Genomic DNA, 25,004 nt, shown 5'->3' with positions numbered 1-25,004 from the left:
TAAATGTTGTAACGCGTTACATGTCAAGTATTATTATAAAGATGAAAAAATATGTAAGGAGAGCCATCATGTCGAATCTGGATCAAATCGCTAAACTGTCGGGATTCTCCAAAGCTACGGTATCGAGAGTACTGAATCGTTCTCCCCATGTGAGCCAGGCAACGCGGGAGATCATCCTGAAGATCATGGAAGAGCTGGACTATGTGCCGAACGGCAATGCCATCTCCTTGTCCAGAGGGGAGACCATGCAGATCGGGATGGTGACGGAGGGGATCAACGAGGTGATGCTGCCTTTTCTGAACAGCTTCGTGGAGACTGCGAGCCGGCACGGATATCAGACGATTATCTATACCTCCGGGGGAGATCCGGCCAAAGAGCTGCAAGCCTTCGAGGATATGCGGCGCAAAAGAGTCGATGCGCTGGTCATCAGTACCTGCGTTAACGATCAGACGCTCCTGGGCTCCTTTTGCAAATACGGGCCGATTGTCTCCTGGCAGCGGATGGAGCTTCCTGAGATTCAGAGTGTAGCCATGAATCAATATGACGGATATATGCTCGGGCTTGAACATCTGATTGAAAAGGGTTATACGCGGATTGCCAATGCCTGGGGCCGGCCAACCAGCATGAATACCTCCGGGCGGATACAGGCGTACCGGGATGCTGCCCGCAGCTATCAGCTGGAGGTGAACCCGGAATGGTCGCAGACGGGCATTCACTCCATCCGGCAGGGCGAGGAGCTGATCCGCAGGCTGCTGATGAGTCCCGGGGGGCATCCGAACGCCATCCTCTGCGCCAATGATATGGTCGCGGCAGGGGTACTGAGCGAAGCCCGCAGACTGAAGGTGAAGGTGCCGGAGGAGCTGGCAGTGGTCGGCTTCGACAACACGGAGCTCGCCCATACGCTGGGGATCACCTCAATTAATAATCCGATTGCCGCCCAGGCACAGAACGCGCTGCATCTGATTCTCGGCAAGCTGAAGGGGATAGAGGCAGAGCAGGAGCCGCTGGGGTTTCAGCTGGTGCCGAGGGAGACGACGTAAGATGGATAAAATACTGATTATCGAGGATGACCTGAAGCTGCAGAAGTACATTCAGGAATACCTGCTGGCGTATCATTTCGCGGTGGATACGGTGAGTGATTTCAGCCGGATTATCGAACAGGCGGAGAGAAGCAGGCCGCAGCTGATTCTGCTGGACATTAATCTGCCGACCCTCGACGGCTTCTATTACCTGAAGGTGCTGCGCAAAACCATGCAGGTGCCGATTATCATCCTCTCCGCACGCAGCGATGAGAGTGAACAGATCCGCGGGATGGAATACGGGGCGGATGATTATGTGACCAAGCCCTTCAAGATCGGCATTCTGCTCGCCAAGATCAACGCAGTGTTGCGCCGGGCCTACCGTCGGGAAGAACACAATGCGTGTACAGTTGGCGGACTTAAGCTGCATACCGATACGATGAAGCTGGAGTATAAGGAGCAGGTTATTGAGCTAAGCAAGAATGAATTCCTGCTGATGCAGATGTTCATGAAGAATGCCGGCGGCATTCTCTCGCGGGAAGAGCTGCTGGAGGCACTGTGGGATGAGCAGACCTTCGTGGATGACAATACCCTAACCGTCAATATTACCCGGATCAAAAAGAAGCTGAGCCAGTACGGGCTCCATCAGTTGATTACGACCAAAAGGGGAGTGGGTTATGTCTTGGATCACGCAGACCTTTGAACTGCTGCAGCTCAAAAAAGGCATGGTTCTGCTCTATCTCCTGAATACAGTGATTCTTATCCTGTTTTCTTATGTTTTTTATGGTGTGGATGATATTCTGTATCCGCTCGGTGTAAGCTTGTTTCTGCTTGTGGTCTATCTGTCCGTTGCTGTCCTGCGGTTGTACAAATTCACGGATAAGCTTGCCGATTCACGGCTCAGCCCGCATCTTGAGATCAATGCTGCGGATGTGGCGGACAGGCTTATTTTTGGCACTATCAATGAAATTCATGAGGAGTATAACAAACGGATCTACCGGCTCGGCAGCTCGGCCAAGGAGCGGAACCGCTTGTTCTCCCAGTGGATTCACAATATGAAGGTCTCGGTGTCCGTCATTGATCTGGCGGCGGAGAGCGGGTCTGAAGAGGCCCTGCAGGATATCCGGGAAGAGAACGGGAAGCTGACGCGGAGCCTGGAGGAGTGCCTGAATATGCTGCGGCTGGAGGAGTTCCCGCGCGATTACAGACCGGAGAAGGTGAACCTGCACAGGGTGGTGACGAAATCGGTCAATGCGCACAAACGGGAGTTTATCTATTCGGGAGTGTATCCGAAGATTGCTGTGGACGAGCATCTGGAGGTCTATACGGATGAGAAATGGTGCAGCTTCATGCTGGAGCAGGTCCTCAGCAACGCCGTGAAGTATAGTCTGAAGGGCGGGACGGTAACTGTAACCGGTCTGGTCAAGGAGGGCGGAACGTTGCTTACCGTGAGGGACGAAGGCATAGGCATAGACCCTGAGGATGTGCCGCGGGTGTTTGAGCCCTTTTTTACAGGCAAGAATGGAAGGAAGTACCGCTCTGCTACCGGTATCGGCCTCTACATGGTGAAGTATACCGCAGACAAGCTTGGCCATACCGTCAAGCTGGATTCGAAGCGGGGGATAGGGACGGAGTTCACCTTTACTTTCCCCACAATATAAGACTGTATAGGGTACATACGATTCACCTTACGTAAATGTAAGCTTCTGAAAGGTAAATGCATTCAAGCACCGGGGGCTCCCCTTTATACTTTATTTAGAACATAAGATTGTAAAGGGGAGGATACGAAAAATGGATGTCATCACCATTAATCAGCTAGTCAAAGTGCATAACGCCTTCAAGGCGGTACGGGAGTCTCCGCTCTCGATTCGCTCAGCTTCGCTGTGGAACAGGGAGATTTCGTCGGGATTATGGGACCCAGCGGCAGCGGCAAAACCACTCTGCTGAATATTCTGTCCGGCATAGACCGGGCTACCTCCGGCGAAGTCATCATTGACGGGCAGGACATTACGAAGCTGTCGAACGATCAGATGGCTCTATTCAGGCGGGAGCGGCTCGGTTATGTGTTTCAGGATTTCAACCTGCTGGACAGTCTGACCCTTCAGGAGAATATCTCGCTGCCGCTGATTCTGGACCGCCGAAGCCCGGAGGAGATTGAGCACAGGCTGGGTCCGCTGATGGCGCTGCTCAGCATTGCGGAGCTGAAGGACAAGTACCCTTACCATCTCTCCGGCGGGCAGAAGCAGAGAGCCGCAGCCGCCCGGGCGGTAGTGAATGATCCGGCGGTGATTCTGGCGGATGAGCCTACGGGGAATCTGGACTCCCGATCCGCCCATCAACTGATGGAGATGCTGACCTCTCTCAATGAACGGCTGGGAAGCACCATTTTGATGGTGACGCATGATCCGTTTGCGGCGTCATTTTGCCGGAGGGTGATTTTTATCAGGGACGGGCAGCTTGAATTCGAGATCCGGACGGCCGGAGAGCGGAAGCCGTTCTTCGATAAAATTCTGGAGGCGCAAAGTGTGCTCGGAGGGAAGCCGTTATGACGTTCCGCGCCATTATCCGCAAGAACTTCCTGTTCAACGTTAAAAAATATGTCTCTCTCTATTTCGTAAATACGCTAATTGTCGCCATTCTGTTCATGTTCGGCAGCCTGCTCTATAATCCCGATATTCTGCGTCAGGTAGGGGATTCCACACTCTATGATATTGTGCGTCTCTCCCTGATCGGAGTTGTGCTGTTCTCGGTAGTGTTTGTTACCTACAGCAACTTTTCTTTCCTGAAATACAGGGGCAGGGAATTCGGTACGTACATCACGCTCGGCATGACGACCAGAGACCTGTCGAAGCTGCTCTTGCTGGAAAATCTGGGCGTCGCCGCCGTCTCTCTGGTTAGCGGACTGGTGTCTGGTGTGGTGTTCGGCAAGCTATTTTATATGGGCATCAATCAGATTCTGCCGGAGAACAAGCTGCAGTTCGGGCTTAGTGCGGGCAGTCTGCTCCTAGGGAGCGGGATCTTCCTGGTTATTGCCCTTCTAAATGCCGGATTCAACCTCATCTATATCCGTAAAATGCCGGTTGTGCGGATTCTGAAGTCGGCTCATGTCCGGGAAGCCGGTGAACACAGCCCGGGATGGGGCCTGCTTGCGCTGATCATATTTGCTGTCTCTGCAGTCATGCTGCCGGCAACCTTGCTGAGCAACGGGTTTGGCCGAAGCACTGCACTCTGCGTGGTCTTCATCGTACTTACTATGGTCTGTCCTTATGTAATGATCGGCACGGGAGTGAGCACCGCCAAGTCGGTTATGAAGCGGTTCAGACGGCTTTATAATAACAACCTGTTGGTCATGGCGAACTTAAGTCACCGCATGGCTTCCTATACAACTACGCTGTACATCGTCACTCTGCTGATTGCCGGGGCCATGTTCTTCATCGGATTAACATATACCATGTACGCCACAACCAGGGAAACTATTCAGCGGAACACCCCCTATGATGTTCTCTTCGTAGAGAGTGGTCCGGTCAATGTCATCGGGGAAGAAGAAATCGCAGCATTGTTCAAGGGCAGCGGGGACAGGCTGGAACGAAATGAGACGCTTGAGTACGTGGCAATACCCGAATTCCGGCAGGATAAAGGGGCCTGGGAGCTGTGGGATACACAGTCGATGGTCATCGGGGAGAGCGCATTCAACCGGCTGCTCGGAACAGCCTATGAGCTTGGGGAGACACAGTCGCTGAATGCCAGGGTGCGCCAGGTGCATAAGAAAGTTAATATACCGGATACGATTCTGGCAACGATAACGCCGGAACAAGCGGAGAAGAAGATACGGGAGGCGGGCGGAGAAAAGGAGCCGCTGCTGCGGGCTATGCAGGGCGCTGTGATTCAGGAATATCATGCTGATGATATCGTTGAGGTCACGGAACCGTTTATTAATTCGGTTGAAACGGCTTCCTCCGCTTTCGGGGAAGCCATGGTTGTGGACGACACTGTCTTTGAACGGCTCAAGGCAGCGGCGCTCGCCGCTCAGGCTGGTCAGGTGAAGAAGGTCCACCTGCTCAGCGGCGACCTTAGTGATGCCGGCTTGGCGGCACTGGTGGACAACCTGCGGATACGCAACGGTTATGATGCGACTTACTGGACGACACCTGACCAGCCGAATCATAATGCCGGGGACCGGACGCGGGCAGAGCATGAGGAGCTGCAGCCGGTCTTCCGCGGGGAGCTGCTCACCCGTGAGCTGGAGGCAAACGGAGCCAAATTCTTCATCATTATGTTCCTCGGAGCTTTGTTCATGATTGCTGCCGGTCTGGTGCTGTATCACAAAGTATGGTCCGAGATGGATGTGCAGAAGGAAACCATGGTCTCGCTGAAACGGCTGGGGGTAACCCCGAAGGAGCTGCGCCAGCTCGTCTCCAAGGAGTTGGCCATCGTCTTTATGCTGCCGGCTGCAGGCGGTCTTGGGTTGGGGCTGTACTATTTCTTCGTGCTGCTCAGCGGCACCTACGGGCTTGCAGGACCGCTTGGCCGGGCCTCTCTCATAGCGGGTATATTCTTCATCATGCAGACCGCCTTCTATTTCACCAGCCGCAGAAAGTATTTCGCTGAGCTGGGGATGCTGTAGGTCCCTCAGAAAATAATCTTCTGCTCCGCCATAATCCGGCCGATCTCAAAGATGGCGGCGCATTCCACGAAATGAACCTCGGAGATGATCGAACGGTCATGCGTTCTGTAGTAGTACTTGCCGTCGGTATATACGTGATCGTAGATGAGACTGATGTCATAGACCGAGGTAGGGTAGAGCTCCCCTTCACCCTTGGCGATCCCCGCCGTGATGGAATGATGTCCTGAGCCTTCAACGAAGGAGATGCCCATCGGAAGCCACAAGGTAACCTGATGATCCTTATCCTGCCGCCAGCTTCCGTTCAGAGTACCTTCACCGATGCGGATCAGACTGTCGCGCAGCTTGCGGGGAATCCAGGGGGAGGGGAAGACGAGGTCACGTGCCAGGTTGATGATTCTGCTGCTATTGTCGATCTGCCGCATCAGGAAGTGGAAGCTCCGTCCGTCGAGCGTAACCTCGGCCCATTCATCAAAGAAGAGGTTGTCCGAGAACATCCGCTCCAGCTGATCGACCTCCCCGTAGAGCGCGGGCATCAGCATGAGCTGGCTCTGGATACGTCTGCCGATCAGCCGGATGAAGTCTATAATCGGGTGGGTCTCCGGCTGGAAGTAACCATAATTAATATCGTAATAAAAGCCGAGATTCTCATTAATTAAATCCTTGGCAAACGCCATGAGATGATCGAATTCTTGTTTCATTTTCATGCACAAGCTGCTCCTTCAGTCGTATGATATTGTGCTTATCATATTACGTGCCACGCTCCTGTGTCTGTGATGAAAACAGCAGGTAATGATTGGTTCAGCAGCGGCTCCACAGCGGTTCTCCGTCATCGGTTCTGGCAGCAATAAAGCTCCCTATACAAAAAGGTGTTCCCTGGCCGTCTGCAATCAGACGGCTAAGGAACACCTTTTGCACTACTCAGGCATCAGGACTTGATGCCTATACTATCACGCTCTGCAGCTTACCCGGCAAAAGCCCGCACCTCGTCCAGTGTCGGCAGCGCAGCAATCGCCCCGATCTTGGTGCAGACAATGGCCCCCACCCGGTTGGCGAAGGTAACGAAGTCCCTCTGCTGCTCTGCGCTGCGGGTAAAGTCTGCCGGATGCGCCAGCTGGCTGATCCGGCAGAGCAGAGCCCCGATAAAAGCATCGCCGGCACCGGTGGAATCGATGGACTCTACGGTAATGCTCGGAATCAGCATGCGGGAATCCGGGGAGGAGATCAGGGTGCCGTCTTTGCCCAGAGTCACGGCAACGGTTCCCGCTCCCCATTCATGCAGCAGATCAAGGGCGGCATCGCGGTCCGCTTCGCCAGTAATAATCTGCAGCTCCTCGTCGCTGACCTTCACCAGATCGGCCTTGGAGATACCGCCTCTGGACAGCGCGATGAATTCATCCTGTCGCCCGGTCCACAGGTCGCCCCGGTAATTAGGGTCGAAGGAGATGAAATGCCCATTCGTCTTCGCTTCATCCATCATCGTTATATACACTTCGCGGAAGGGCTCGGCCAGCAGGGCAGTCGCCGACCCGAAATGAATCATGGAAGTCTCCCGGATAGCTGCCCGGTCAAGCTCCTCCAGCCTTAGCAGCCGGTCAGCCCCACGGTGGAACACGAAGTCGCGCTCTCCGTTTGCTGAACGCGAGACGAAGGCCAGCGTGGTCGGTGCTGCGGGATCAAGCAGCAGCATCGAGGTGTCTACGTGCTGTTCTTCCAGCGTCTGCTTCAGGAAGAGGCCGAAGGGATCGGCTCCGACCTTGCCGAGGAAGGCGGAGCGTCCCCCGAGCCGGGCGATGGCTGCACTTACGTTCGCCGGTGCCCCGCCGGCCTGCTTGGCGAAATGCCGGCCTTCAGTCAGGCTGACGTCCGCCTCGGTGCAGAAGAAATCGATGAGCAGCTCGCCCACGCAAAGGACTGTATTCTTGGATTGCACGATAGTAACCTCCTGCGGAATTAGTTCGGTACGGGAGTAGAGTCTCTGAATAGAACGTCAGTGGCGACATGCGTCACCTGATACGGCCGGGCCGGGTCCTTGATTCTGGAGAGCAGCATCTCTGCCGAGACAATCCCCATATGGCTGCTGTAGATATGTACGGTCGAGAGATGAGGCTCGATGACCCGCGATTCCGAAGCGTCATCGAAGCCGCAGACCGCTACCTGCTCCGGTACCTTGACCCCTCTGTTCTTAAGCGATTTCATCACGCTGATGGCAATGAAGTCATTCGCACAGATGAAGGCGGAGGGCCACTGGCCGAGCGCCTCCAGCTGCTGGTCCATCCAGTCCGCCTCCAGCAGGTAATCCTTGTCCTGGCCGACAATGCAGGATTCGGGAATCAGCGGGATACCGGCTGCAGAGAGCGCTCTGTTGAAGCCTGTCCACCGTTCATGGAAGCTGCGGCAATGGTTGTAATCGCCGACGAATCCGAAGCTCTGCACACCGTGGTCCATCAGCTTACGGGTCATCGCATACACGCTGTGTTCATTCTCCATAAGCAGCAGGTCCGCCTTCAGCTCAGGGTAGACAATGTCCGCCGCGCAGTCGATGAAGATCGTCGGAATGCCGAGACCGGTAATCAGTCCGCTGTACTCCTTGTTGAACATTTCAATACAGATAATCCCGTCAACATTAGAAGGCTCGAAATTACCGGGCAGAGCCATGGCGTTAATATCGTTCTCCCGGACAAAATAAATGGACAGGGTGTAGCCCTCTGTACTGATGCGCTTCTCCAGTCCGCTGAGCAGCTGGGAGCCGAAGTGGGAGCTGTTAGGCAGGTTGCTGGTCAGGAGGGCGATATTGCCCTGCTGATCGGAGCTGCTGCCTGCGGTCTCCATATAAGAGAATTGTTTATATTTAAGCTCGGCGGCCTTGCTGAGTACCTTCTCCCGGGTCTCGGGAGGAACGCTCTCTGCGCCGTTCAATGCCTTGGAGGCCGTGTTTCTGGAGATTCCCAGGGCATCGGCAATGTCTTGAATGGTGACCTTGGCTTTCTTCATCACTGTGTTCCACCTTTATTTCCCCATATTTGTTGTCTCTGTTACCTAATATATAGCATATCAGCAAAATTGACAACGAAATTTTACAAATGCACAAATATGATTTACATATTCAAGTGAAAAGTAACGGATTAGTGCTTGTTTTATATGTATTTGTTACATTTGCACCGTATAATGCACGAATTTATTTATTTTTTTGCACAAAATGCATTGACTTCTTGCCAGATTCTCTGATAAATTGTAAATGCAAAACATGGTCAAATGTAAAAATGTAAACCTATTCATTAGGGGCGAATGCAAAAATAAGAAGGGGGAAGAAGATTGGCAAATCCGATGGCTCAACCCGGGAGAACAAGCCTCACCAAGCACAGGTCGTGGCTAAGCTACATGCGCCGGAATTATATCCTGTATTTATTCTTGGCTCCAGCTGTAATTCTCACGGTTATATTCAAATACGTTCCGATGTACGGCGCGATGATTGCATTCAAGGATTTCAGCCCGCGCAAGGGCATCATGGGCAGCGCATGGGTGGGTTTCGAGCACTTCCAGCGGTTTCTCACCTCGCCGAATTTCTACGATATTTTAATGAACACGCTTAAATTAAGCGCCTACGGGCTGATTCTTGGTTTTCCGGTGCCGATTGTGCTGGCGCTTATGCTGAACCTGATCCGCAGCGCGAAGCTGAAGAAGAACATCCAGCTGATTGTGTATGCGCCTAACTTTATTTCGGTCGTGGTTGTGGCAGGGATGCTGTTTGTCTTTCTGTCGCCGACAGGGGTGGTGAACGCGCTCATTACTGCTTTTACAGGGAAGCCGGTGTCCTTCATGAGTGATCCTGCTTACTTCCGGTCCGTGTATATTCTGTCAGGCATCTGGCAGACGGCAGGCTGGTCCTCGATTATCTATGTGGCTACGTTGGCGGGTGTCGATCCGCAGCTTCATGATGCGGCAACGATTGACGGGGCTTCCCTGCTGAAGCGCATCCGCCATATCGATCTGCCCGCGCTCAGGCCGGTGATGGCCGTGCTGTTCATCCTTGCCGCAGGCGGCATCATGTCGATCGGATATGAGAAGGCTTTCCTGATGCAGACGGCGCTCAATACCCCGACCTCGGAGATTATTGCGACCTATGTCTACAAGGTGGGTCTGCAGGCAGGCGATTATGCCTATTCCACCGCTATCGGATTATTCAATTCGGTCATTAACGTAATCCTGCTGGTCTTCGTCAATACGGTTGTCAAGCGGCTGAACGAAGGGGAAGGACTGTATTAAAAGGAGGTAAGTATGGATATTCAATATTCCGGGAAGGACCGGATTCTGGTTGTTATCACGTATATATTGCTCGGTCTGTTCATTCTGGTCATTCTGTTTCCGCTGGTGTATGTCGTGCTGGCCTCCTTCTTAACCCCGAATGTGCTCATTACCAAGGGGCTGGCTATTGCGCCGTCGGACTGGACGATTACAGGTTACGTCAAAATTCTCAGCAACGACGCGATGATCCGCGGCTTCTTCAACGCCTTGTTCTACTCTGCCGCCTTCGCGCTGGCTACGGTCTTCTTCTCCGTCTTCGCGGCGTATCCGCTGTCCATTGAGGGGCTGGCCGGGAAGCGGCCGGTGATGATCTTCTTCCTGATTACGATGTTCTTCGGCGGCGGTCTGATTCCGACTTATCTGGTCGTGAAGGATCTCGGGATGCTGAATACGGTGTGGGCGGTCATTCTGCCGGGGGCGATCAGCGTGTTCAATATTATTCTGGCGAAGACCTATTTCCAGGGCCTGCCCAAAGAGCTGTTTCAGGCGGCGAGTATCGACGGGGCCTCTGATCTGGGCATTTTCTTCCGGATTGTGCTGCCGCTGTCGAAGCCCATTATCTTCGTGCTGGCCTTGTATGCCTTCGTGGGACAGTGGAACTCTTACTTCGATGCCATGATTTATCTGGACGATTCGCGGCTGTTCCCATTGCAATTGGTGCTGCGTTCGATCCTGATTCAGAATCAGGTGCAGCCCGGCATGATTGCCGATGCACTGGCCCAGGCGGAGCTGAAGAAGCTGTCTGAAATGATCAAGTACTCATCCATCGTTATCTCCAGCCTGCCGCTGATCGTGATGTACCCGTTCTTCCAGAAGTACTTCGAGAAGGGTGCCATGGTCGGCTCCATTAAATAATACTAGGGGGAATTTATATGAAAAAATCATTGCAAACCCTGTCTGTGCTGGCACTCTCGGCTTCCGTGCTTGCGGGCTGCGGCGGAGGAAACAGCAATTCCTCGGCCTCCGAGGATTACAAGCTGGAGAATGTGACGCTGCCGCTTAAAGAGAAGGTATCGCTGCACTTCATGTCCCAGAGCTCCGCGCTGGCGCCTGCCGACCCGAACGAGAAGCTGATCTACAAGCGGCTGGAGGAGAAGTCTGGTGTGCACATCGATTTCACCAATTACACGAACGACGCTTTTATTGAGAAAAGAAACCTGGCGGTAGCCAGCGGCGACCTGCCGGATGCGATTATCGATGCCGCCTACTCGGACTACGATCTGCTGACCCTGGGCAAGGACGGGACAATCGTTCCGCTGGAGGAGCTGATTGAGAAATACATGCCGAATCTGCAGAAGGTGCTGGCCGCCGCGCCGGAGTACAAATCAATGATGACCGCGCAGGACGGGCATATCTATGCTTTTCCTTGGATAGAGGAGCTGGGCTCCGGCAAGGAGAGCATTCATTCGGTCAACGGGATGCCGTGGATCAATGTGGAGTGGCTGAAGAAGCTCGGACTGGCTATGCCAACTACGACGGAGGAACTGAAGAAGGTGCTGGTCGCCTTCAAGAATGATGATCCGAACGGGAACGGCCAGAAGGATGAGATTCCGCTGTCTTTTGTGCTGAATAACGGCAATGAGGATATGAACTTCCTGTTCGGCTCGTTCGGCCTGGGAGATAACGGCGACCACACCGTGGTTACCAATGACGGCAAGGTAGTATTCACTGCGGGCCAGGACGGATACAAAGAGGGCATCAAGTATCTGAATGAGCTATACGCGCTGAATCTGATTGACGAAGAGGCGTTCGAACAGGACTACAATACGTATCTGGCCAAAGGGCAGAGTGAACGCTACGGCCTCTACTTCCAGTGGGATAAAGCCAATATTACCGGCTTCAACGATAAATACGATCTGATGCAGCCGCTTGCCGGACCCACTGGAGAGGTCAATGTGGCCCGCACGAACAACTTCGGATTTGACCGTGGACGGATGGTGATTACCGGATCGAATAAGAATCTGGAGCTTACCGCCAAGTGGATTGACCAGCTCTATGAGCCGCAGCAGTCGGTTGAAGATAACTGGGGAACGTATGGGGATGAGACGCAGCAGAATATTTTTGAATACGATGAATCGGCCAAAATGCTGAAGCATCTCCCGCTGGAAGGCGCGGCTCCGGTTGAATTGCGCCAGAAGACCAGCATCGGCGGACCGCTCGCGATCCTGGATGAATACTACGGTAAGGTGACCACGAAGCCTGATGATGCCGCTTGGCGTCTGGACCTCATGAAGGAGAAGCTGGTTCCTTATATGAAGGCCGACAACAACTTCCCGCGTGTCTTCTATTCGCTGGAGGACCAGAAGGAATTGACCGCCATTGAGACCGACCTGTTCGCTTATGTCAACCGCAAGCGTGCGGAGTGGACCAAGACCGGGAAAGTGGAAGCGGAATGGAAGGATTATCAGGCAGAGCTGTCCAGACTCGGGCTGGATAAATGGCTGGAGATCAAGCAAAGAGGATATGACAGCTACCTTAAGAACAAAGGCTGAGGCTTAAATGGGCTGCTGCACAGGGCTCAACATATAAACAGATAAAGGTGGTAATGGAGTGGAAATTATGGGGAGAACCAAACACAGGCCGGCGCTGCATTTTACGCCGGGGCAGCATTGGCTGAATGATCCGAATGGGCTGGTTTATTTTGAAGGCGAATATCATCTGTTCTATCAGTATCATCCGCATTCCTCCATCTGGGGGCCGATGCACTGGGGCCATGCCGTCAGTAAAGACTTGATTGCCTGGGAGGAGCTGGACATTGCGCTGTATCCGGACGAACACGGCTATGCGTTCTCCGGCAGCGCAGTCGTAGACTGGAACAATACCAGCGGACTGTTCCCCGAGAAGCCGGGTATCGTTGCGATCTATACGAGCCATCTGGAGCCTACGGAGACGTCGCCTTCCGTGCAGAGACAGAGCTTGGCCTACAGCCATGATAATGGCCGGACCTGGAGCAAATATGCAGGAAACCCGGTGCTGGCGCATCCTTCCAAGGCGGACTTCCGTGATCCGAAGGTATTCTGGTCCGAAGTTCACGGGAAATGGATTATGGTGCTGGCGACGGATCAGACGATCACGTTCTACTCCTCCCTGAATCTGCGGGAGTGGAGCCTGGAGAGTGAGTTCGGCGAGGGCGCAGGCTCTCATGATGCCGTATGGGAATGCCCGGATCTGTTCCAGCTCCCGGTGGAGGGGACAGGAGACAGCAAGTGGGTGCTGCTGGTCAGCATCGGTGATAACAGCGGGGCGAGATACGGCTCGCGGACGCAATATTTCGTCGGCGGGTTCGACGGCTCTGTCTTCACGCCGGAGCATGGCGATATCCGCTGGCTGGATTATGGCAAAGACAATTATGCCGGGGTCAGCTTCTCGGGTATTCCGGCAGCGGACGGGCGGCGGATCTTCATCGGCTGGATGAACAACTGGCGCTATGCCAATCAGATTCCAAGCCAGGGCTGGCGCGGAGCAATGACGATTCCGCGGGTACTGACGCTGCATGAGGCAGAAGGCCGCACCTTGATCCGCCAGCAGCCGGTAGCGGAGCTAGACCGTTACTTTGCGGCAGAGTCCGGGACATTGCCGGAGATGCTGCTGATACCGGGCGAGCGCCAGGATATCAAGTGCAAGGATTCAGCCCTGGAGCTGCGGCTTGAGCTTGCGGACAACGAAGCTGAAGAATTCGGTCTTATTATTCATCATACCGCTACCGAGTATACCGAACTTGTCTACTCTGCTGCCGGCGGCACTCTTACTCTGCGCAGAGATCAGTCCGGCGAGACCGGCTTCTCCGAGATATTCCCCGATCTCCAGAGCACGGAGGGTATGGGCAGCCTGAAGAACCTGCGTATCCTGCTGGATGCCTGTTCGGTGGAGGTATTCGCAAATGACGGCCTCACCGCCATCACCAGCCTGATCTTCCCCGGAGGCATCTGCTCCGGCCTAAGTTTCTATGCTAAGGGCGGCAGTGTACGGCTGCGGGATGGACGCTTGTCTTTCATGGAATAAATAGTCAATAGGATGAAGCCCGGACAAGGGTGTTCCGCACAGCCATGAGATCATGGCTGGCTGAACACCCTTTTTGGTGTGGCGGGAACCCGCAGCCATGGCTTGCGGACATGCACGTATTCGGGAACGTGGAGAGCTGGTTTCAGCCAGGCCTAGACGCCCGGTGCTGCCGTACGGACCGGAAACATACGGCTGAACAGGAAGCGGGTCAGCGGACCGGCTACCAGCAGCTGGAGCGGCAGGGCGCAGATGAAATTAAGCCCCAGGATGGAGAAGTAATGACGGAAGAAGTTGTCCCCGAATCCGAAGTGTGCTAGTGTGCCGTATAGAGACATGAGGATGACCATGCCGCAGACCATGAAGCATGAGATCGCCAGTATTTTGCGGATAGGGGGTGTGGACGGCTTCACTATTTTGAAGGCCAGTCCTTTGGCAATTCTGCTAACCACCACAATATCGCAGAACAGGGCAACGGCAAGTGCCGGGAGTAAGCCCACAGCCACATCCGTGAACAGCCTGCTGTTGAATCCGTTCGCTATAATCACATTGTAAAAAGACATAAAGACGACCATGCAAAAACACATCATACTGGTGAAAATTAAAGCTTCTTTTTTGTTGCTGCCCATGTTTCCGAACTCCCTTAAATGTAAGTTTGTCAAACTTCACTTATAGTAGCAGTGGGAGGGATTATTGTCAACCTAGTTGACAATTAGAACGGTATGATTGTCCGTCTGTGCTGGCCTTTCTTCCAACAAATTATGGATTAAGCCCGAAGCGGGTACCGTAACTGCATTTCTACAATGGAGGACTTGTAAATGAAGGAATATATGAGCGGGTTAAATCTGGTCGATATGATCAGCGAGAAGCATAAGGTGCTGCGGGATAAGGTGAACGAGATGAGCGGAGAGCCGCTGAATAAGACGGAGACGCATATTCTGGCGATGCTGGAGCAGCACGGCGTTCTGTCCATCTCGGAGATCAGCAGACTGATCAGCATTTCCCGCCAGGGGACACAAAAGACGATCAACAATCTGCTGGCCGAAGGTTATGTAGATACTGCTGCTAAGGAAGGCAACAGCCGGGACAAGCCAATCGTGCTCACTGCGAAGGGGACAGCGGCTTGCCGGAGTATGCTGGAGATCAAGCAGAATATTGAAGCCGAAATCACGGCCCGGATCGGTAAGGAGCAGGTGGAGCTGCTGCGGACGCTGCTAACACAGGACTGGCTCTAAGACATCCTGAAAATGGCTGAATATAGCAAAAAAAGCTGAAATAAGCAAACGGGACGGAGCGGAAAGCCTGCTTGGTCCTTTTTGCTGTGTCTTTCGGCGAATTACATTTATTATTCATGGTTTGGAGTTTGTCTAGGATATCTGCATATATACAGATGGTGATAAAAGAATTAATGTAGTATCGAACGGGCAGCAAAAATAGTGTCTGTATCCAGTTATAGGTCAGATTTTATTTGTGCACCAGGGGTAATATAACTTTAAAAAAGTCGGTGAGTGATGATGATGTCTTCGGTAAAAAGGTTCCTGATCGGACGGCCGCTGAAGTCCGATCAGCTGGGAGAACAGAAGCTTAATAAAACCAAGGCCCTGGCCATTTTGTCCTCGGATGCCTTGTCCTCTGTGGCCTATGGCCCGGAGCAGATTCTGCTGGTGCTGATCACGGTTAGCACAGCCGCATTCTGGTACTCCATTCCGATTGCAGGCGGGGTACTGGTGCTGCTGCTGGCCCTGATACTCTCCTATAGGCAAATCATCTTCGCCTATCCCCAGGGCGGCGGGGCTTATGTTGTATCCAAGGAGAATCTGGGCAAGTATCCGGGGCTGATTGCCGGGGGCTCCTTGCTTGTCGATTATATACTTACCGTAGCGGTGAGTGTCTCTGCGGGAACGGATGCGATCACTTCAGCTTTTCCGAGCCTGCATCCTTATAATGTGATCATTGCCATCATCTTCGTACTGCTGATCACGACACTCAATCTGCGCGGGGTCACCGAGTCGGCATCTTTCTTGGCTTATCCGGTCTATCTGTTCGTCCTGGCGATGTTCATTATGATCGGGCTGGGACTGTTCAACGTGCTGACCGGGAGAGTACCGGCAGAGCTTCATACCTCACTGGGAACACCGGTGGCCGGAATCAGCCTGTTCCTGCTGCTGCGGGCGTTCTCCTCGGGCAGCTCGGCGCTGACGGGGGTAGAGGCGATATCGAATGCGATCCCCAATTTCAAGGCGCCGGCACCGAATAATGCAGCCAAAACGTTGGCGGCGATGGGAATTCTGCTCGCGCTATTATTCTCAGGCATCGTCTTCCTGGCCTATTATTATGGCATCGCTCCGCGTGAAAAGGTTACGGTGGTCTCCGATATTGCCGAGCATGTCTTTGGCCGCAACTTCATGTATTATGTCGTGCAGGGAACAACGGCCCTAATTCTGGTTCTCGCGGCGAACACCGGATATTCCGCGTTTCCGCTGCTGGCTGTGAATCTGGCGAAGGATAAATTCATTCCCCGGATGTTCACCGTACGCGGAGACCGGCTGGGCTACTCGAACGGAATTCTCAGCCTGGGTATCTTGTCGATTATCCTGATTATTGCCTTTAAGGGGCGGACGGAGCATCTAATTCCGCTGTATGCAGTCGGGGTCTTCATCCCGTTCACCCTGTCGCAGACGGGCATGATCGTCAAATGGCTCCGGCACAAGCCGGAGGGCTGGCTGCCCAAGCTGATCATTAATGCAATTGGGGCGCTGATCAGCTTCATTGTTACAATGATGTTCTTCCTGACCAAATTCACGCAGGTCTGGCCGGTGCTGGTCTTCCTGCCGCTGATTATCCTGTTCTTCTACCGCATCTACAAGCATTATGAATCGGTCGCCGATCAATTGCGGGTAGCCACCTGCGGGGAGCCGCCGCTGGCGATTGAAGGAAATATCATCATCCTGCCGGTGGCCGGTATTACCCATGTGGTAGAGAATTCCTTGCGGTATGCCAAGTCGCTGGGCGCAGAACAGATTATTGCCGTCCACATCCCGTTCGAGCGGGAGGATGACGCTATTTTCGAAGAGAAGTGGAAGAAGTTTCATCCGGAGGTACGGCTGGTCACGCTGTATTCACCTTACCGCAGCATCATTCATCCTTTGAGCAAGTTCATTGATACGGTTCAGCGCAAGGCGAGCGAGTCGAATTATCAGGTGACCGTCATCGTTCCTCAATTCATACCGAAGAAGGGCTGGCATAACATTCTGCATAACCAGTCCAGTCTGCTGATCCGCGCGCATCTGCTGTACCGGCGCAATGTAATTATCACTACCGTCCCTTATCATTTGAAAAAATAACAAGATTATGCGCAGGGAAGCCTCCAGCTTACGGATATCCGCAGGCTGGGGGCTTTCTGTACCTCCCCGGCATGTGATAAGCTTGACTCCATAAGCGCAGATTCGCTTCTTCAAGGTTCGGTTAAGCTAGTAGCAACAGTCAGCGGATGGAGGGACAGAGGTTGAAGAAACGCAGGTTGAACGGTACTCGAATGAAGGCAATATTGATTATGCTTATGCTTGTCCTGCTGCTTACAGGCTGCGCGCAAGGCACGGCCCATGTAACCGTGAAGAAGGACGGCTCCCTTAATCTGGCCTTCAGTCTTATGCTGGATGCCCGGGCAGAGAAGCTGGTCAGCGGCAAGGTGGAGGATCTGCTCTCGGAGCGGCTGGCGGATGCCGGCATAGAGCTGAAGAAGACAGCAAGCGGCAAATCCACCGAATACCAATTTCAGAAATCCTACGCCTCCATGGAGGAATTGAAGAACAGCAGCAGCGGCTTCGATATTGCGGAGGCTGAGGTGGGACAGACGCACAGGTGGCTGTATACCAAATACGACGTGGTGGCCCAGCCTAAACTGACCGCTTACTCCGATGAGATTATTGACGGCCTTGGCAGCTTGAATGTCCCTAAGTCACTGGTGCGCCTGCTGATGGGCAGCTTCTCCGTGGATTTCAAATTAACGATTCCTTATGACCTATACGGTGAGAATAATGCGGCTGAACAGGACGGCAACACGCTGACCTGGCATGTATCGCTGGCAGATTCCGAGCCTATCCGGCTGGCAGTCTATGTACCGGATATCAGGAATATTGCGATTGCAGGGGGCGGCCTCCTGCTGATTATAGCTGTACTCATTACGTATTTTATCCGAAGAAAACAATCCCGCAGCAAGCCCAAAGCTCCGCCTGAAGGCCCTGCGATCAATCCGCCTCCCGGACAGCCCTAGGCTTCGTGTGGAAGCTGTCCCGGTACTGGCCGGGGGTCATCCCCTCCTGCTTGCGGAAGGAACGGATGAAATTCTGTGAATTGTTGTATCTCAGGCGGGAGGCGATATCCTTCACGGGCATATCGGTCTCCTCCAGCCATTTTTTGGCCATTTTGAACCGGTACATAGTCAGGTAATCACTGAAATAATACTGCGTTTCCTTGCGGAACACACTGCTGATGTAGTTGGCATTATAATGCAGCCGCGAAGCGCACTCCTCCAGCGTCAGATCCTGGTCGTACTCATGCTGGACGATATCGATCAGCTTCTCGGAGATATTATGATACTGGGCGTTCTGCCTGCTGTGGAAGATGACGATAACCGGCTGGATCACGATGGTCCAGAACCAGTCTTCAATCTCGGCCACGATATGCAGATCGGTCAGCTCCTCGAACAGGGAACCGCCCGCGTGGTAGATCTGATTCAGCGTAATTCCCGATTCCTGCATCATAATGAGCGTATTGTTCAGCAGCCGGGTCAGCGGAATCTGATATTCCTGCGGCGACAGTCCCAGCGCAAAAATACACTTGAACAGCTTATGCAGCAGCTCTTTCGCCTTATCGCTGTCCGCCAGCTTGATGGCGTCCATCAGGTCATTTTCCGTATGGGTCGGATAGTTCAGATTAAGATAATGCTTGCCGGAGTTAATATTCTCGTACTGGATAATGATACCTTTGCCCAGAGTAATCCGGTGCTTTAGTGCTTCCAGGCTCTCCCGGTAGGCAATGGACATTTTGTCAAACGAATGAAACGGCAGGCTCAGCCCAATGCTGACCTGCAGCTTCAGGACCTTGTTAATCTCCTGCTGGAGCTTCTCCGTAAGCGCGTAGAGCATCCGGTGAAAAGCTTCCGTACTCTCATCCTCACTGCCGATGACGACAGTCAGGGCATGGCCCATCATCACAGGGGTTAGCCTGTGCTGCGCAGAGACCAGCTCCTGAGTCATATTATGCGCTGCGAATAACAGCAGATTGAGATCCTTTTTCTCATAGCTGTTCTCTTCGGAGAAGTCGATGCTCAGCGTAATGACAGCCATCGTCTTCCATTCCTCGACTTGCTTGCCGTACCCGTATTGCTCCAGCTCCTCCATCAGCTCGCGTCTTCTCAGATTGCCTCCGAACGCCTGAATCAGAAAGAAGGTCCGCACCTGTCCGAGATGCTGGCTGACCTCCTTCTCCAGCTGTGACTTCGATTGGAACAGGGAATGCACCTGCTCGCCGATGAGCTGGAATTCATCCGTACGCCCTGCCCGCAGTCCGGGACGGCGCAGTCCAATCTGTGTGAGCAGCCGTTCAATAGGTGTATACATGCGCCTGGAGCCCAGCCACGCCAGCAGCACAGACAACAGCAGCATGAACGTGCAGACGAATACCGTGTAGGTGCCGATTTTGCCGGATTCGCGGGTCAGACTCTTGATGGAGGTGGCCGACAGATAGATCCAGCCGTTCAGCTGGGAACGCATATAGGTGATCGAGTAATCGGCTTCATTAAGCTTGCTCTTGAACTGTCCCGACGGCTCGGCGGCAGTGGCGATCTGCTCGAAGCCTGTGAATCCGGCCGCTGTGGCAGGCTCTCCGATCAGCTTGCGGTCCGGATGCAGCAGAATCCGCCCGCTTTTATCCAGCACCATAATACTGTCCAGCGGCTGCATATCAGGATTAATGAAGTCCTGAAGACTGCATGCCGGAATATTGGCCAGAGCCAGTCCGTATTTCTGCAGCTTGGTCGTCGGCAGCTTCTTAATCAGACTGATGCTGTACTTGCAGCCGGTCACGTTAATGCTCTCTTCACTGTAGAACAGGGAGGAGGGGTTCAGCACCCAGGAGGAGCTGCCTTCTACATTCAGCAGATTCGTGAGCTGCTCATAATTGCGGTATTCATTTAACCGGTAGAGCCCGGAATTCTTGATCATCCAGTTCTGGCGCTGATTGAGCAGGATGACATCCTCCAGCCGCGTGTCGAAGGACTGCATATTACGGATCTCATTGCGGATGTCGTTATATAAAATGAAATCGTTTTCATTTAGAGGGTTGTTCATCGCTTTCTTCAGCACCGAAGAGTTCACGACCTGGTTCAAGGTCTGGTTGACAGTATTCAGCTTATGTTCTACATTTGAGGTGATTTGTAAAATGAGTTCCTTTTTGCTTTCGTTAACATTTTTTTGAATTTCGCTGGAGGATGTGAAGTAGGAAAAAGAACCAATGAACAGCACCGGCAGGATGCTGATGGCGAACGCGAACATAGTTAATTTACTGAGAAAGCTAAGACGTTTCAACAGCGTTCAGCACCTTTGCATGAAATATGGAAATCACTGTCTTAAGTGTATGCATCACGAAGGATAATAACAATAATCATCTGGTACCGCAATAATCATTTTCTCTAATCATTCATACATAAGCTGCATTATTCAATAGATAGGCTTCTAAGGCAGATAAATATTACGCTTCAGGGGGTTATGGAATGTTCAACCGGTTAACGGGCAGGAAGAGAACTCTTGCAGGGTGCTTCATCCTGTTCTTATTGTTCATTATATTAAGCGCTTGCAGCGGGGATGAGTCTGGGCGTTCCGATTCAGCGGGGGCAGCGGCACCGATCTCGATTCTGGCACCGCTGCATTTTCCGCAGACGCCTTCAGCGGAGCTGATTGCCGAGATTGAGAGACTGACCGGGACTCAGCTCGATATTACCTGGGTGCCGGAAGGCGTCTACACGGACAAAATGAATACCGCACTGACCACCGGCTCCCTCGGCAAAGTAACGTTCGTGAAATTCACCGATTATAATCCGGTCAAGAATATGATCCGCTCGGGCGCTTTTTGGGAGATTGGTCCCTATCTGGCGGAATTTCCGAATCTCAGTCAATTGAATGCGGCGATTCTTAAGCAGACTTCGGTGGACGGGGGAATCTATGGTCTCTATACAGAAAGACCGGCTTCCCGGCAGGGCATTATTATCCGCAAGGACTGGCTGGAGAAGCTGCATCTCAGTCCACCCGGAACGCTGGAGGAACTCTATGAGGTGATGAAGCAGTTCACCACGAATGACCCGGACGGCAACGGCAAGGCAGACACCCTCGGACTGGTGGACCGTAACGATCTGGTGTACGGGGTATTCAAGACGTTAAGCTCCTATTTCGGCACGCCGAATAACTGGAAGATCGAGGATGGACAGTTCATCCCGGAATTCGCCACCCCTGAATATATGGACACGATGAACTTCATGCGCAAATTATACAAGGAAGGGATCATTAACCAGGATTTCGCCCTGACCAGCAAGGAAGTGCAGCGGGACAAATTCATCCGGGGAACGGCCGGGATCTTCATCGGGAGCATGACGGATGTGCAGCGGCTCTCCATTGAGGCCAAGGCGATCAACCCCAAAGCAGAGCTGACGCTGATTAACCGCATTAAGGGGCCGGATGGATATAAGGTATGGTCCATACCCAAGTATAACGGCTTGTACCTCTTTTCACGTAAAGCCATTGCTACCGAGCAGGAACTGAAGCAGGTGCTGGGATTCTTCGACCGCACGATGGATGAGGATGTAGCCAACCTGATGGCCTACGGCTTCGAGGGCCGCCACTATAAGCTGGACGGGGAAGGCAAAGTGATTCTTCCGGAAGAGACATCCCAGCTTCGGGTGTATGAGGTCAATCCGCTCAATTCCCTGATGATCGCCGATGTAGGCAATACCCATATCAAGGAGGTCGCACAAAAGGAGCAGCTCACCGCCCTGGCCGACCAGCTCAGCCGGGATAACGAGCAGTTTCTGGTCGATGACCCTACCGTCTCGCTAACCTCGCCGACCTATGACGAGAAGAACGCCGAGCTGTCCGCGATCATCGTGGATGCCACCTACAATTATATTCTCGGCAACATCGACGCCGCCGGCTTCGCCGGGGAGGTCGAGAAATGGCGGACCAGCGGCGGCAGCCTGATTATTCAGGAGTACGGGGAGGCGGGGGAGGAGTGAAGCTCTTACCCAGTATCGGATGAAATTGGACGGCAAGTTCCGAAAGAAATTAACCCTCATTAGCCAGTATAATATTTCTATAAAAAGTGCCTTGAAATGGAGTGGCCTATTGAATTTACAAATTGATTTGAAGCATCCAGATGAAATTCAAAAGTTTTTATGTATATTAAATGTTGGAATACTTGATGCCTTGCTTAATGGGGCATTAACACTTGAGGACGCATATGCGTATCTCTATCGTCCGTATGTAGCACAACTACTAGCACAAAATAATGCCAATAAGGAAGTAGTTAAATTGTTTGAAGAATGCTGTATGTTGGAGGATATACGGGATATAGTTCCTGAAAAACTGCAAGATACACTTAAGCTGAAAAAGCAAGAAACATTAAATTTACTTGAATACTTACTCAAAAGAGAAAAATTGGGGTATTAGCTCAATTATTTTGACGATTAGTTTGTTATTCAGAAAATTTATTTTATATAAAAAATTATCATTTCAATGTAAGAGACAATCCTGTAATGGGAAAATGTCTCTTTTTTTTATCAACATGAAGTGTTAACTAGAAGAAGGGGAAATATGGTTGATTAGTTTTCAGGCAATAGTGACTTATGCTGATTCGGAGACAAATTGGTGAAAAGAGTATCTACTATATTTTCTAAATACATCACATCATTTATTCGTATCTATATAAAAAAAATAGGTGCAATATTAATTATTTGGTGAATATATGAATTAAAGGTATTGTTCTGGTTCTCTAGTTTTTTTGAAAAAATAAAAGTTTTTTTGTTTGTCACACATTAAATGCAATACTCCAAAAAACGACATTAAACAACAAAATTTCCCTTTTACTATCGGGCGAATCTTAACGTATAATTTCCATACTTTGAGGTAGAGGAGGTCTTGAAGGGAGGAGTTATTTTAAATATCACTTAAAAAATATTGAAAAGGAAGTGCTATATCTTTGAAAAAGAAGTTGCTAATTATTTTGTTTTTATTTGGATTTTTGTTTAATTATAGTCTCAGTAGTTTTTTTGTTGTTAAGGCAGATGGTATTGAAGATGATGTTATTGGTACTTTTAAAATTATTGATGATAACAAATATAACCAAGGTGGGAACGGTCATGTTCCAAATGGTACAATTAAGACTGAATATGTAATTGTATCTTTAATAGCACACGGCAATCCTGGGAAGAAAACAATGGATGTAGGTATGATGGTTGATTTTTATACTTCAAAACCAACATATATTAATGTTACTATTACTCCTTCAAAAGGGACAACAGCAAATGGTGTTTTTGTCCCAATTGCTCCCATAAGTATTTCCCCTGATCCAAGGGTGGGAGCCATTCAAACTAAAAAAATTAAACTTGATAAAACTTGGTTCTGGAATTTTGATGTTTCCACTACATATCGCTTAGAGGGGGGATTTAATAAAAATGAGAAAAATCATGCTGGGCCTGTGCTGATTAATAGAATGGGAAGAGCTTATCCAAAACAGGTTGATCCAGGAACTAACCAATTGATAGCAATGCCTGTGAGCACCTTGTTAAGTAAAACATCAACAGCGGCTGCCACACAAATGCGATCTGATTTTGATAATAGAGTAAAAAAACCATATAGGACATGGTGGGAGCAAACATATGGCGGTGGACAGCCTCCAAATTACAGTAATAGTTTTTTTGGAGGACTTTTTAATTCTTTTAAATCACCTTGGGATGGTTGGGAAATACATCATATTGTACCTATAGAATTTGGTGGAACAAACGTTTATTCTAATTTAGTCCCTTTGCCTAAAACAAAGCATCAGGAATTCACAACCTGGTTTGCTGGATATTATGGGGTGAACAAATGATAAAAGGATACATTAACTTAGATGGAGAAATAATTCATACTGCTGATTATATTATAGCAGATCGTTTTTATGAAGATTATGCATTAGTACAGACTGAAAATGGTTTTAATCACTTAAATCTTCAGTTCTTAAGCCCTTATCAAAAATATAAATGGTTAACAAGATTTTATTCTGGATGGGCAGGGTTTGAAACTTTTGAAGGGCAAAAAGGTTTTTTGAATTATAACCATGAGCAAATGATCTTTCTAAAATATGATGGATTTTCAAGATTTTCAGATGAGGGCTTGGCCGTTTATTCTAAAGATGGATTGTATGGAATAATAAACAGTAATGGTGAAAAAATATTAAATCCTACCTACACACGTATTGATCCATTCTCTCAAGAGTTTGCTGTAGTGGAAGTAGACTCGAAGTGCGGGTATCTAAACAAAGAAGGAGAGATTGTACTTCCAGTTATTTGGGAGGCTGCCTTGTCTTTTGTAAACGGCTTGGCTTTAGTAATGCAACAAAATTATAAATTTGGTTGTATTAATTTAAGAGGTGAATTAGTCATTCCTGCAATATACAGTGAATTAGGTCAATATGCAGAAGATCGCTTGTTTTTTAAAAAGGGGAAAAAATACGGATTTTTAAATGGTAAGGGCGAGGTGATACTTCCTGCATTGTACGATGAAACTGACCAATTTTCTAATGGTTTAGCACCAGTTAAATTAAAAAATAAATGGGGAATTATCAATTTAAACGGTGATTTTGTCATTGAACCTAAATTTGACATGGCTACTAGATTTGTGAATGGTTACAGTCGTATAGTTTTTGATAATAAATTAGGGTTGTTAAAAGAAGATGGTGAAATAAAGAGCTACCCTCAATGTAGGTATGTAGATTATCCGTACAAAGGAATAATATCAGCTATATTAGAATAG

General features: G+C 50.9%; 22 protein-coding genes. 17 read left to right on the top strand and 5 right to left on the bottom strand.

Annotated elements, in window-relative coordinates; genetic code table 11:
• The first annotated feature begins 68 nt into the window (after nucleotides 1–68).
• From NSS83_RS13930 to NSS83_RS13905, 6 genes are all read left to right on the top strand, one after another.
• Nucleotides 69–1,040: a LacI family DNA-binding transcriptional regulator gene (locus tag NSS83_RS13930; RefSeq protein WP_341348448.1), complete on the top strand. Its 972-nt coding sequence runs from the start codon at nucleotides 69–71 to the stop codon at nucleotides 1,038–1,040.
• Nucleotide 1,041: 1 nt separating this feature from the next.
• Entirely contained in the window at nucleotides 1,042–1,722 is a 681-nt protein-coding gene (locus NSS83_RS13925; protein ID WP_341183997.1) for a response regulator transcription factor, read from the top strand.
• Nucleotides 1,697–2,680: a sensor histidine kinase gene (locus NSS83_RS13920; protein ID WP_341183998.1), complete on the top strand. Its 984-nt coding sequence runs from the start codon at nucleotides 1,697–1,699 to the stop codon at nucleotides 2,678–2,680. The genes NSS83_RS13925 and NSS83_RS13920 overlap by 26 nt, the downstream gene beginning before the upstream one ends.
• 130 nt (nucleotides 2,681–2,810) lie before the next feature.
• Nucleotides 2,811–2,966 carry a hypothetical protein gene (locus NSS83_RS13915; RefSeq protein WP_341348447.1) on the top strand — a complete coding sequence of 52 codons (156 nt, stop codon included), beginning with the start codon at nucleotides 2,811–2,813 and terminating at the stop codon, nucleotides 2,964–2,966.
• Nucleotides 2,930–3,568: an ABC transporter ATP-binding protein gene (locus NSS83_RS13910; protein WP_341348446.1), complete on the top strand. Its 639-nt coding sequence runs from the start codon at nucleotides 2,930–2,932 to the stop codon at nucleotides 3,566–3,568. Before NSS83_RS13915 ends, NSS83_RS13910 begins: the two co-directional genes overlap by 37 nt.
• The gene (locus NSS83_RS13905; protein ID WP_341348445.1) at nucleotides 3,565–5,643 is read left to right on the top strand and encodes an ABC transporter permease; all 2,079 of its coding nucleotides are present in this window, start codon (nucleotides 3,565–3,567) and stop codon (nucleotides 5,641–5,643) included. Before NSS83_RS13910 ends, NSS83_RS13905 begins: the two co-directional genes overlap by 4 nt.
• Before the next feature lie 5 nt (nucleotides 5,644–5,648).
• Here NSS83_RS13905 and NSS83_RS13900 read toward each other — a convergent pair whose 3' ends face one another.
• The 3 genes from NSS83_RS13900 to NSS83_RS13890 form a co-directional block, all read right to left on the bottom strand.
• Nucleotides 5,649–6,347 (bottom strand): DUF6710 family protein, encoded by a 699-nt coding sequence (locus NSS83_RS13900; protein WP_341184001.1) that lies wholly within the window; start codon nucleotides 6,345–6,347, stop codon nucleotides 5,649–5,651.
• 257 nt (nucleotides 6,348–6,604) lie between these two features.
• Nucleotides 6,605–7,573, bottom strand: coding sequence for a carbohydrate kinase (locus NSS83_RS13895; protein ID WP_341184002.1), 969 nt, complete (start codon nucleotides 7,571–7,573; stop codon nucleotides 6,605–6,607).
• 20 nt (nucleotides 7,574–7,593) lie between these two features.
• Nucleotides 7,594–8,634: a LacI family DNA-binding transcriptional regulator gene (locus NSS83_RS13890; RefSeq protein WP_341184003.1), complete on the bottom strand. Its 1,041-nt coding sequence runs from the start codon at nucleotides 8,632–8,634 to the stop codon at nucleotides 7,594–7,596.
• 333 nt (nucleotides 8,635–8,967) lie between these two features.
• Here NSS83_RS13890 and NSS83_RS13885 point away from each other — a divergent pair, with 333 nt between their 5' ends.
• The 4 genes from NSS83_RS13885 to NSS83_RS13870 all read left to right on the top strand — a co-directional run bounded on the left by NSS83_RS13885 (nucleotide 8,968) and on the right by NSS83_RS13870 (nucleotide 13,947).
• Nucleotides 8,968–9,906 (top strand): ABC transporter permease subunit, encoded by a 939-nt coding sequence (locus tag NSS83_RS13885; protein WP_341185212.1) that lies wholly within the window; start codon nucleotides 8,968–8,970, stop codon nucleotides 9,904–9,906.
• Nucleotides 9,907–9,918: 12 nt separating this feature from the next.
• Nucleotides 9,919–10,800 (top strand): carbohydrate ABC transporter permease, encoded by an 882-nt coding sequence (locus tag NSS83_RS13880; protein ID WP_341184004.1) that lies wholly within the window; start codon nucleotides 9,919–9,921, stop codon nucleotides 10,798–10,800.
• Between the two features lie 17 nt (nucleotides 10,801–10,817).
• Nucleotides 10,818–12,437, top strand: coding sequence for an extracellular solute-binding protein (locus NSS83_RS13875; RefSeq protein ID WP_341184005.1), 1,620 nt, complete (start codon nucleotides 10,818–10,820; stop codon nucleotides 12,435–12,437).
• A 67-nt stretch (nucleotides 12,438–12,504) separates the two neighbouring features.
• Complete coding sequence (locus tag NSS83_RS13870) at nucleotides 12,505–13,947, top strand: glycoside hydrolase family 32 protein (protein WP_341184006.1); 1,443 nt, start codon at nucleotides 12,505–12,507, stop codon at nucleotides 13,945–13,947.
• Nucleotides 13,948–14,099: 152 nt separating this feature from the next.
• Here the strand turns inward: NSS83_RS13870 and NSS83_RS13865 are convergent, their stop codons facing one another.
• Entirely contained in the window at nucleotides 14,100–14,573 is a 474-nt protein-coding gene (locus tag NSS83_RS13865; protein WP_341184007.1) for a DUF2798 domain-containing protein, read from the bottom strand.
• Between the two features lie 189 nt (nucleotides 14,574–14,762).
• Between NSS83_RS13865 and NSS83_RS13860 the strand changes: the two genes are divergently transcribed.
• The 3 genes from NSS83_RS13860 (at nucleotide 14,763) to NSS83_RS13850 (ending at nucleotide 18,217) form a co-directional block, all read left to right on the top strand.
• The gene (locus NSS83_RS13860; RefSeq protein ID WP_341348444.1) at nucleotides 14,763–15,179 is read left to right on the top strand and encodes a MarR family transcriptional regulator; all 417 of its coding nucleotides are present in this window, start codon (nucleotides 14,763–14,765) and stop codon (nucleotides 15,177–15,179) included.
• Nucleotides 15,180–15,458: 279 nt separating this feature from the next.
• Nucleotides 15,459–17,288 carry an APC family permease gene (locus tag NSS83_RS13855; RefSeq protein ID WP_341348729.1) on the top strand — a complete coding sequence of 610 codons (1,830 nt, stop codon included), beginning with the start codon at nucleotides 15,459–15,461 and terminating at the stop codon, nucleotides 17,286–17,288.
• Between the two features lie 161 nt (nucleotides 17,289–17,449).
• Nucleotides 17,450–18,217: a hypothetical protein gene (locus NSS83_RS13850; protein WP_341348443.1), complete on the top strand. Its 768-nt coding sequence runs from the start codon at nucleotides 17,450–17,452 to the stop codon at nucleotides 18,215–18,217.
• On the opposite strand, the gene NSS83_RS13845 is transcribed toward NSS83_RS13850, so the two are convergent.
• Nucleotides 18,192–20,531: an AraC family transcriptional regulator gene (locus NSS83_RS13845; protein ID WP_341348442.1), complete on the bottom strand. Its 2,340-nt coding sequence runs from the start codon at nucleotides 20,529–20,531 to the stop codon at nucleotides 18,192–18,194. The two genes, NSS83_RS13850 and NSS83_RS13845, sit on opposite strands and share 26 nt — an antisense overlap.
• Nucleotides 20,532–20,716: 185 nt before the next feature.
• On the opposite strand from NSS83_RS13845, the gene NSS83_RS13840 reads away from it, so the two are divergent.
• From NSS83_RS13840 to NSS83_RS13825, 4 genes are all read left to right on the top strand, one after another.
• Complete coding sequence (locus tag NSS83_RS13840) at nucleotides 20,717–22,228, top strand: extracellular solute-binding protein (protein ID WP_341348441.1); 1,512 nt, start codon at nucleotides 20,717–20,719, stop codon at nucleotides 22,226–22,228.
• 109 nt (nucleotides 22,229–22,337) lie between these two features.
• Nucleotides 22,338–22,661 carry a DUF3969 family protein gene (locus tag NSS83_RS13835; protein WP_341348440.1) on the top strand — a complete coding sequence of 108 codons (324 nt, stop codon included), beginning with the start codon at nucleotides 22,338–22,340 and terminating at the stop codon, nucleotides 22,659–22,661.
• Between the two features lie 529 nt (nucleotides 22,662–23,190).
• Entirely contained in the window at nucleotides 23,191–24,081 is an 891-nt protein-coding gene (locus NSS83_RS13830) for a hypothetical protein (RefSeq protein WP_341348439.1), read from the top strand.
• Complete coding sequence (locus NSS83_RS13825) at nucleotides 24,078–25,004, top strand: WG repeat-containing protein (RefSeq protein ID WP_341348438.1); 927 nt, start codon at nucleotides 24,078–24,080, stop codon at nucleotides 25,002–25,004. The genes NSS83_RS13830 and NSS83_RS13825 overlap by 4 nt, the downstream gene beginning before the upstream one ends.

Origin of the sequence: Paenibacillus sp. FSL H3-0469, from assembly GCF_038051945.1 — a bacterium.
Classification (GTDB): Bacteria; Bacillota; Bacilli; order Paenibacillales; family Paenibacillaceae; genus Paenibacillus_AQ.
The sequence above is the reverse complement of the archived record's forward strand: the minus strand, read 5'-3'. Positions and strand labels throughout refer to the sequence as shown.

Excerpts from the sequence above, each read along its gene's own strand:
- NSS83_RS13910 (WP_341348446.1), top strand. The coding sequence starts at position 2,930 with ATGGGACCCAGCGGCAGCGGCAAAACCACTCTGCTGAATATTCTGTCC.
- NSS83_RS13885 (WP_341185212.1), top strand. The coding sequence starts at position 8,968 with ATGGCTCAACCCGGGAGAACAAGCCTCACCAAGCACAGGTCGTGGCTA.
- NSS83_RS13900 (WP_341184001.1), bottom strand. The coding sequence starts at position 6,347 with ATGAAAATGAAACAAGAATTCGATCATCTCATGGCGTTTGCCAAGGAT.
- NSS83_RS13840 (WP_341348441.1), top strand. The coding sequence starts at position 20,717 with ATGTTCAACCGGTTAACGGGCAGGAAGAGAACTCTTGCAGGGTGCTTC.
- NSS83_RS13880 (WP_341184004.1), top strand. The coding sequence starts at position 9,919 with ATGGATATTCAATATTCCGGGAAGGACCGGATTCTGGTTGTTATCACG.
- NSS83_RS13905 (WP_341348445.1), top strand. The coding sequence starts at position 3,565 with ATGACGTTCCGCGCCATTATCCGCAAGAACTTCCTGTTCAACGTTAAA.
- NSS83_RS13920 (WP_341183998.1), top strand. The coding sequence starts at position 1,697 with ATGTCTTGGATCACGCAGACCTTTGAACTGCTGCAGCTCAAAAAAGGC.
- NSS83_RS13930 (WP_341348448.1), top strand. The coding sequence starts at position 69 with ATGTCGAATCTGGATCAAATCGCTAAACTGTCGGGATTCTCCAAAGCT.
- NSS83_RS13855 (WP_341348729.1), top strand. The coding sequence starts at position 15,459 with ATGATGTCTTCGGTAAAAAGGTTCCTGATCGGACGGCCGCTGAAGTCC.
- NSS83_RS13860 (WP_341348444.1), top strand. The coding sequence starts at position 14,763 with ATGAAGGAATATATGAGCGGGTTAAATCTGGTCGATATGATCAGCGAG.
- NSS83_RS13825 (WP_341348438.1), top strand. The coding sequence starts at position 24,078 with ATGATAAAAGGATACATTAACTTAGATGGAGAAATAATTCATACTGCT.
- NSS83_RS13915 (WP_341348447.1), top strand. The coding sequence starts at position 2,811 with ATGGATGTCATCACCATTAATCAGCTAGTCAAAGTGCATAACGCCTTC.
- NSS83_RS13865 (WP_341184007.1), bottom strand. The coding sequence starts at position 14,573 with ATGGGCAGCAACAAAAAAGAAGCTTTAATTTTCACCAGTATGATGTGT.
- NSS83_RS13925 (WP_341183997.1), top strand. The coding sequence starts at position 1,042 with ATGGATAAAATACTGATTATCGAGGATGACCTGAAGCTGCAGAAGTAC.
- NSS83_RS13870 (WP_341184006.1), top strand. The coding sequence starts at position 12,505 with ATGGGGAGAACCAAACACAGGCCGGCGCTGCATTTTACGCCGGGGCAG.
- NSS83_RS13875 (WP_341184005.1), top strand. The coding sequence starts at position 10,818 with ATGAAAAAATCATTGCAAACCCTGTCTGTGCTGGCACTCTCGGCTTCC.
- NSS83_RS13890 (WP_341184003.1), bottom strand. The coding sequence starts at position 8,634 with ATGAAGAAAGCCAAGGTCACCATTCAAGACATTGCCGATGCCCTGGGA.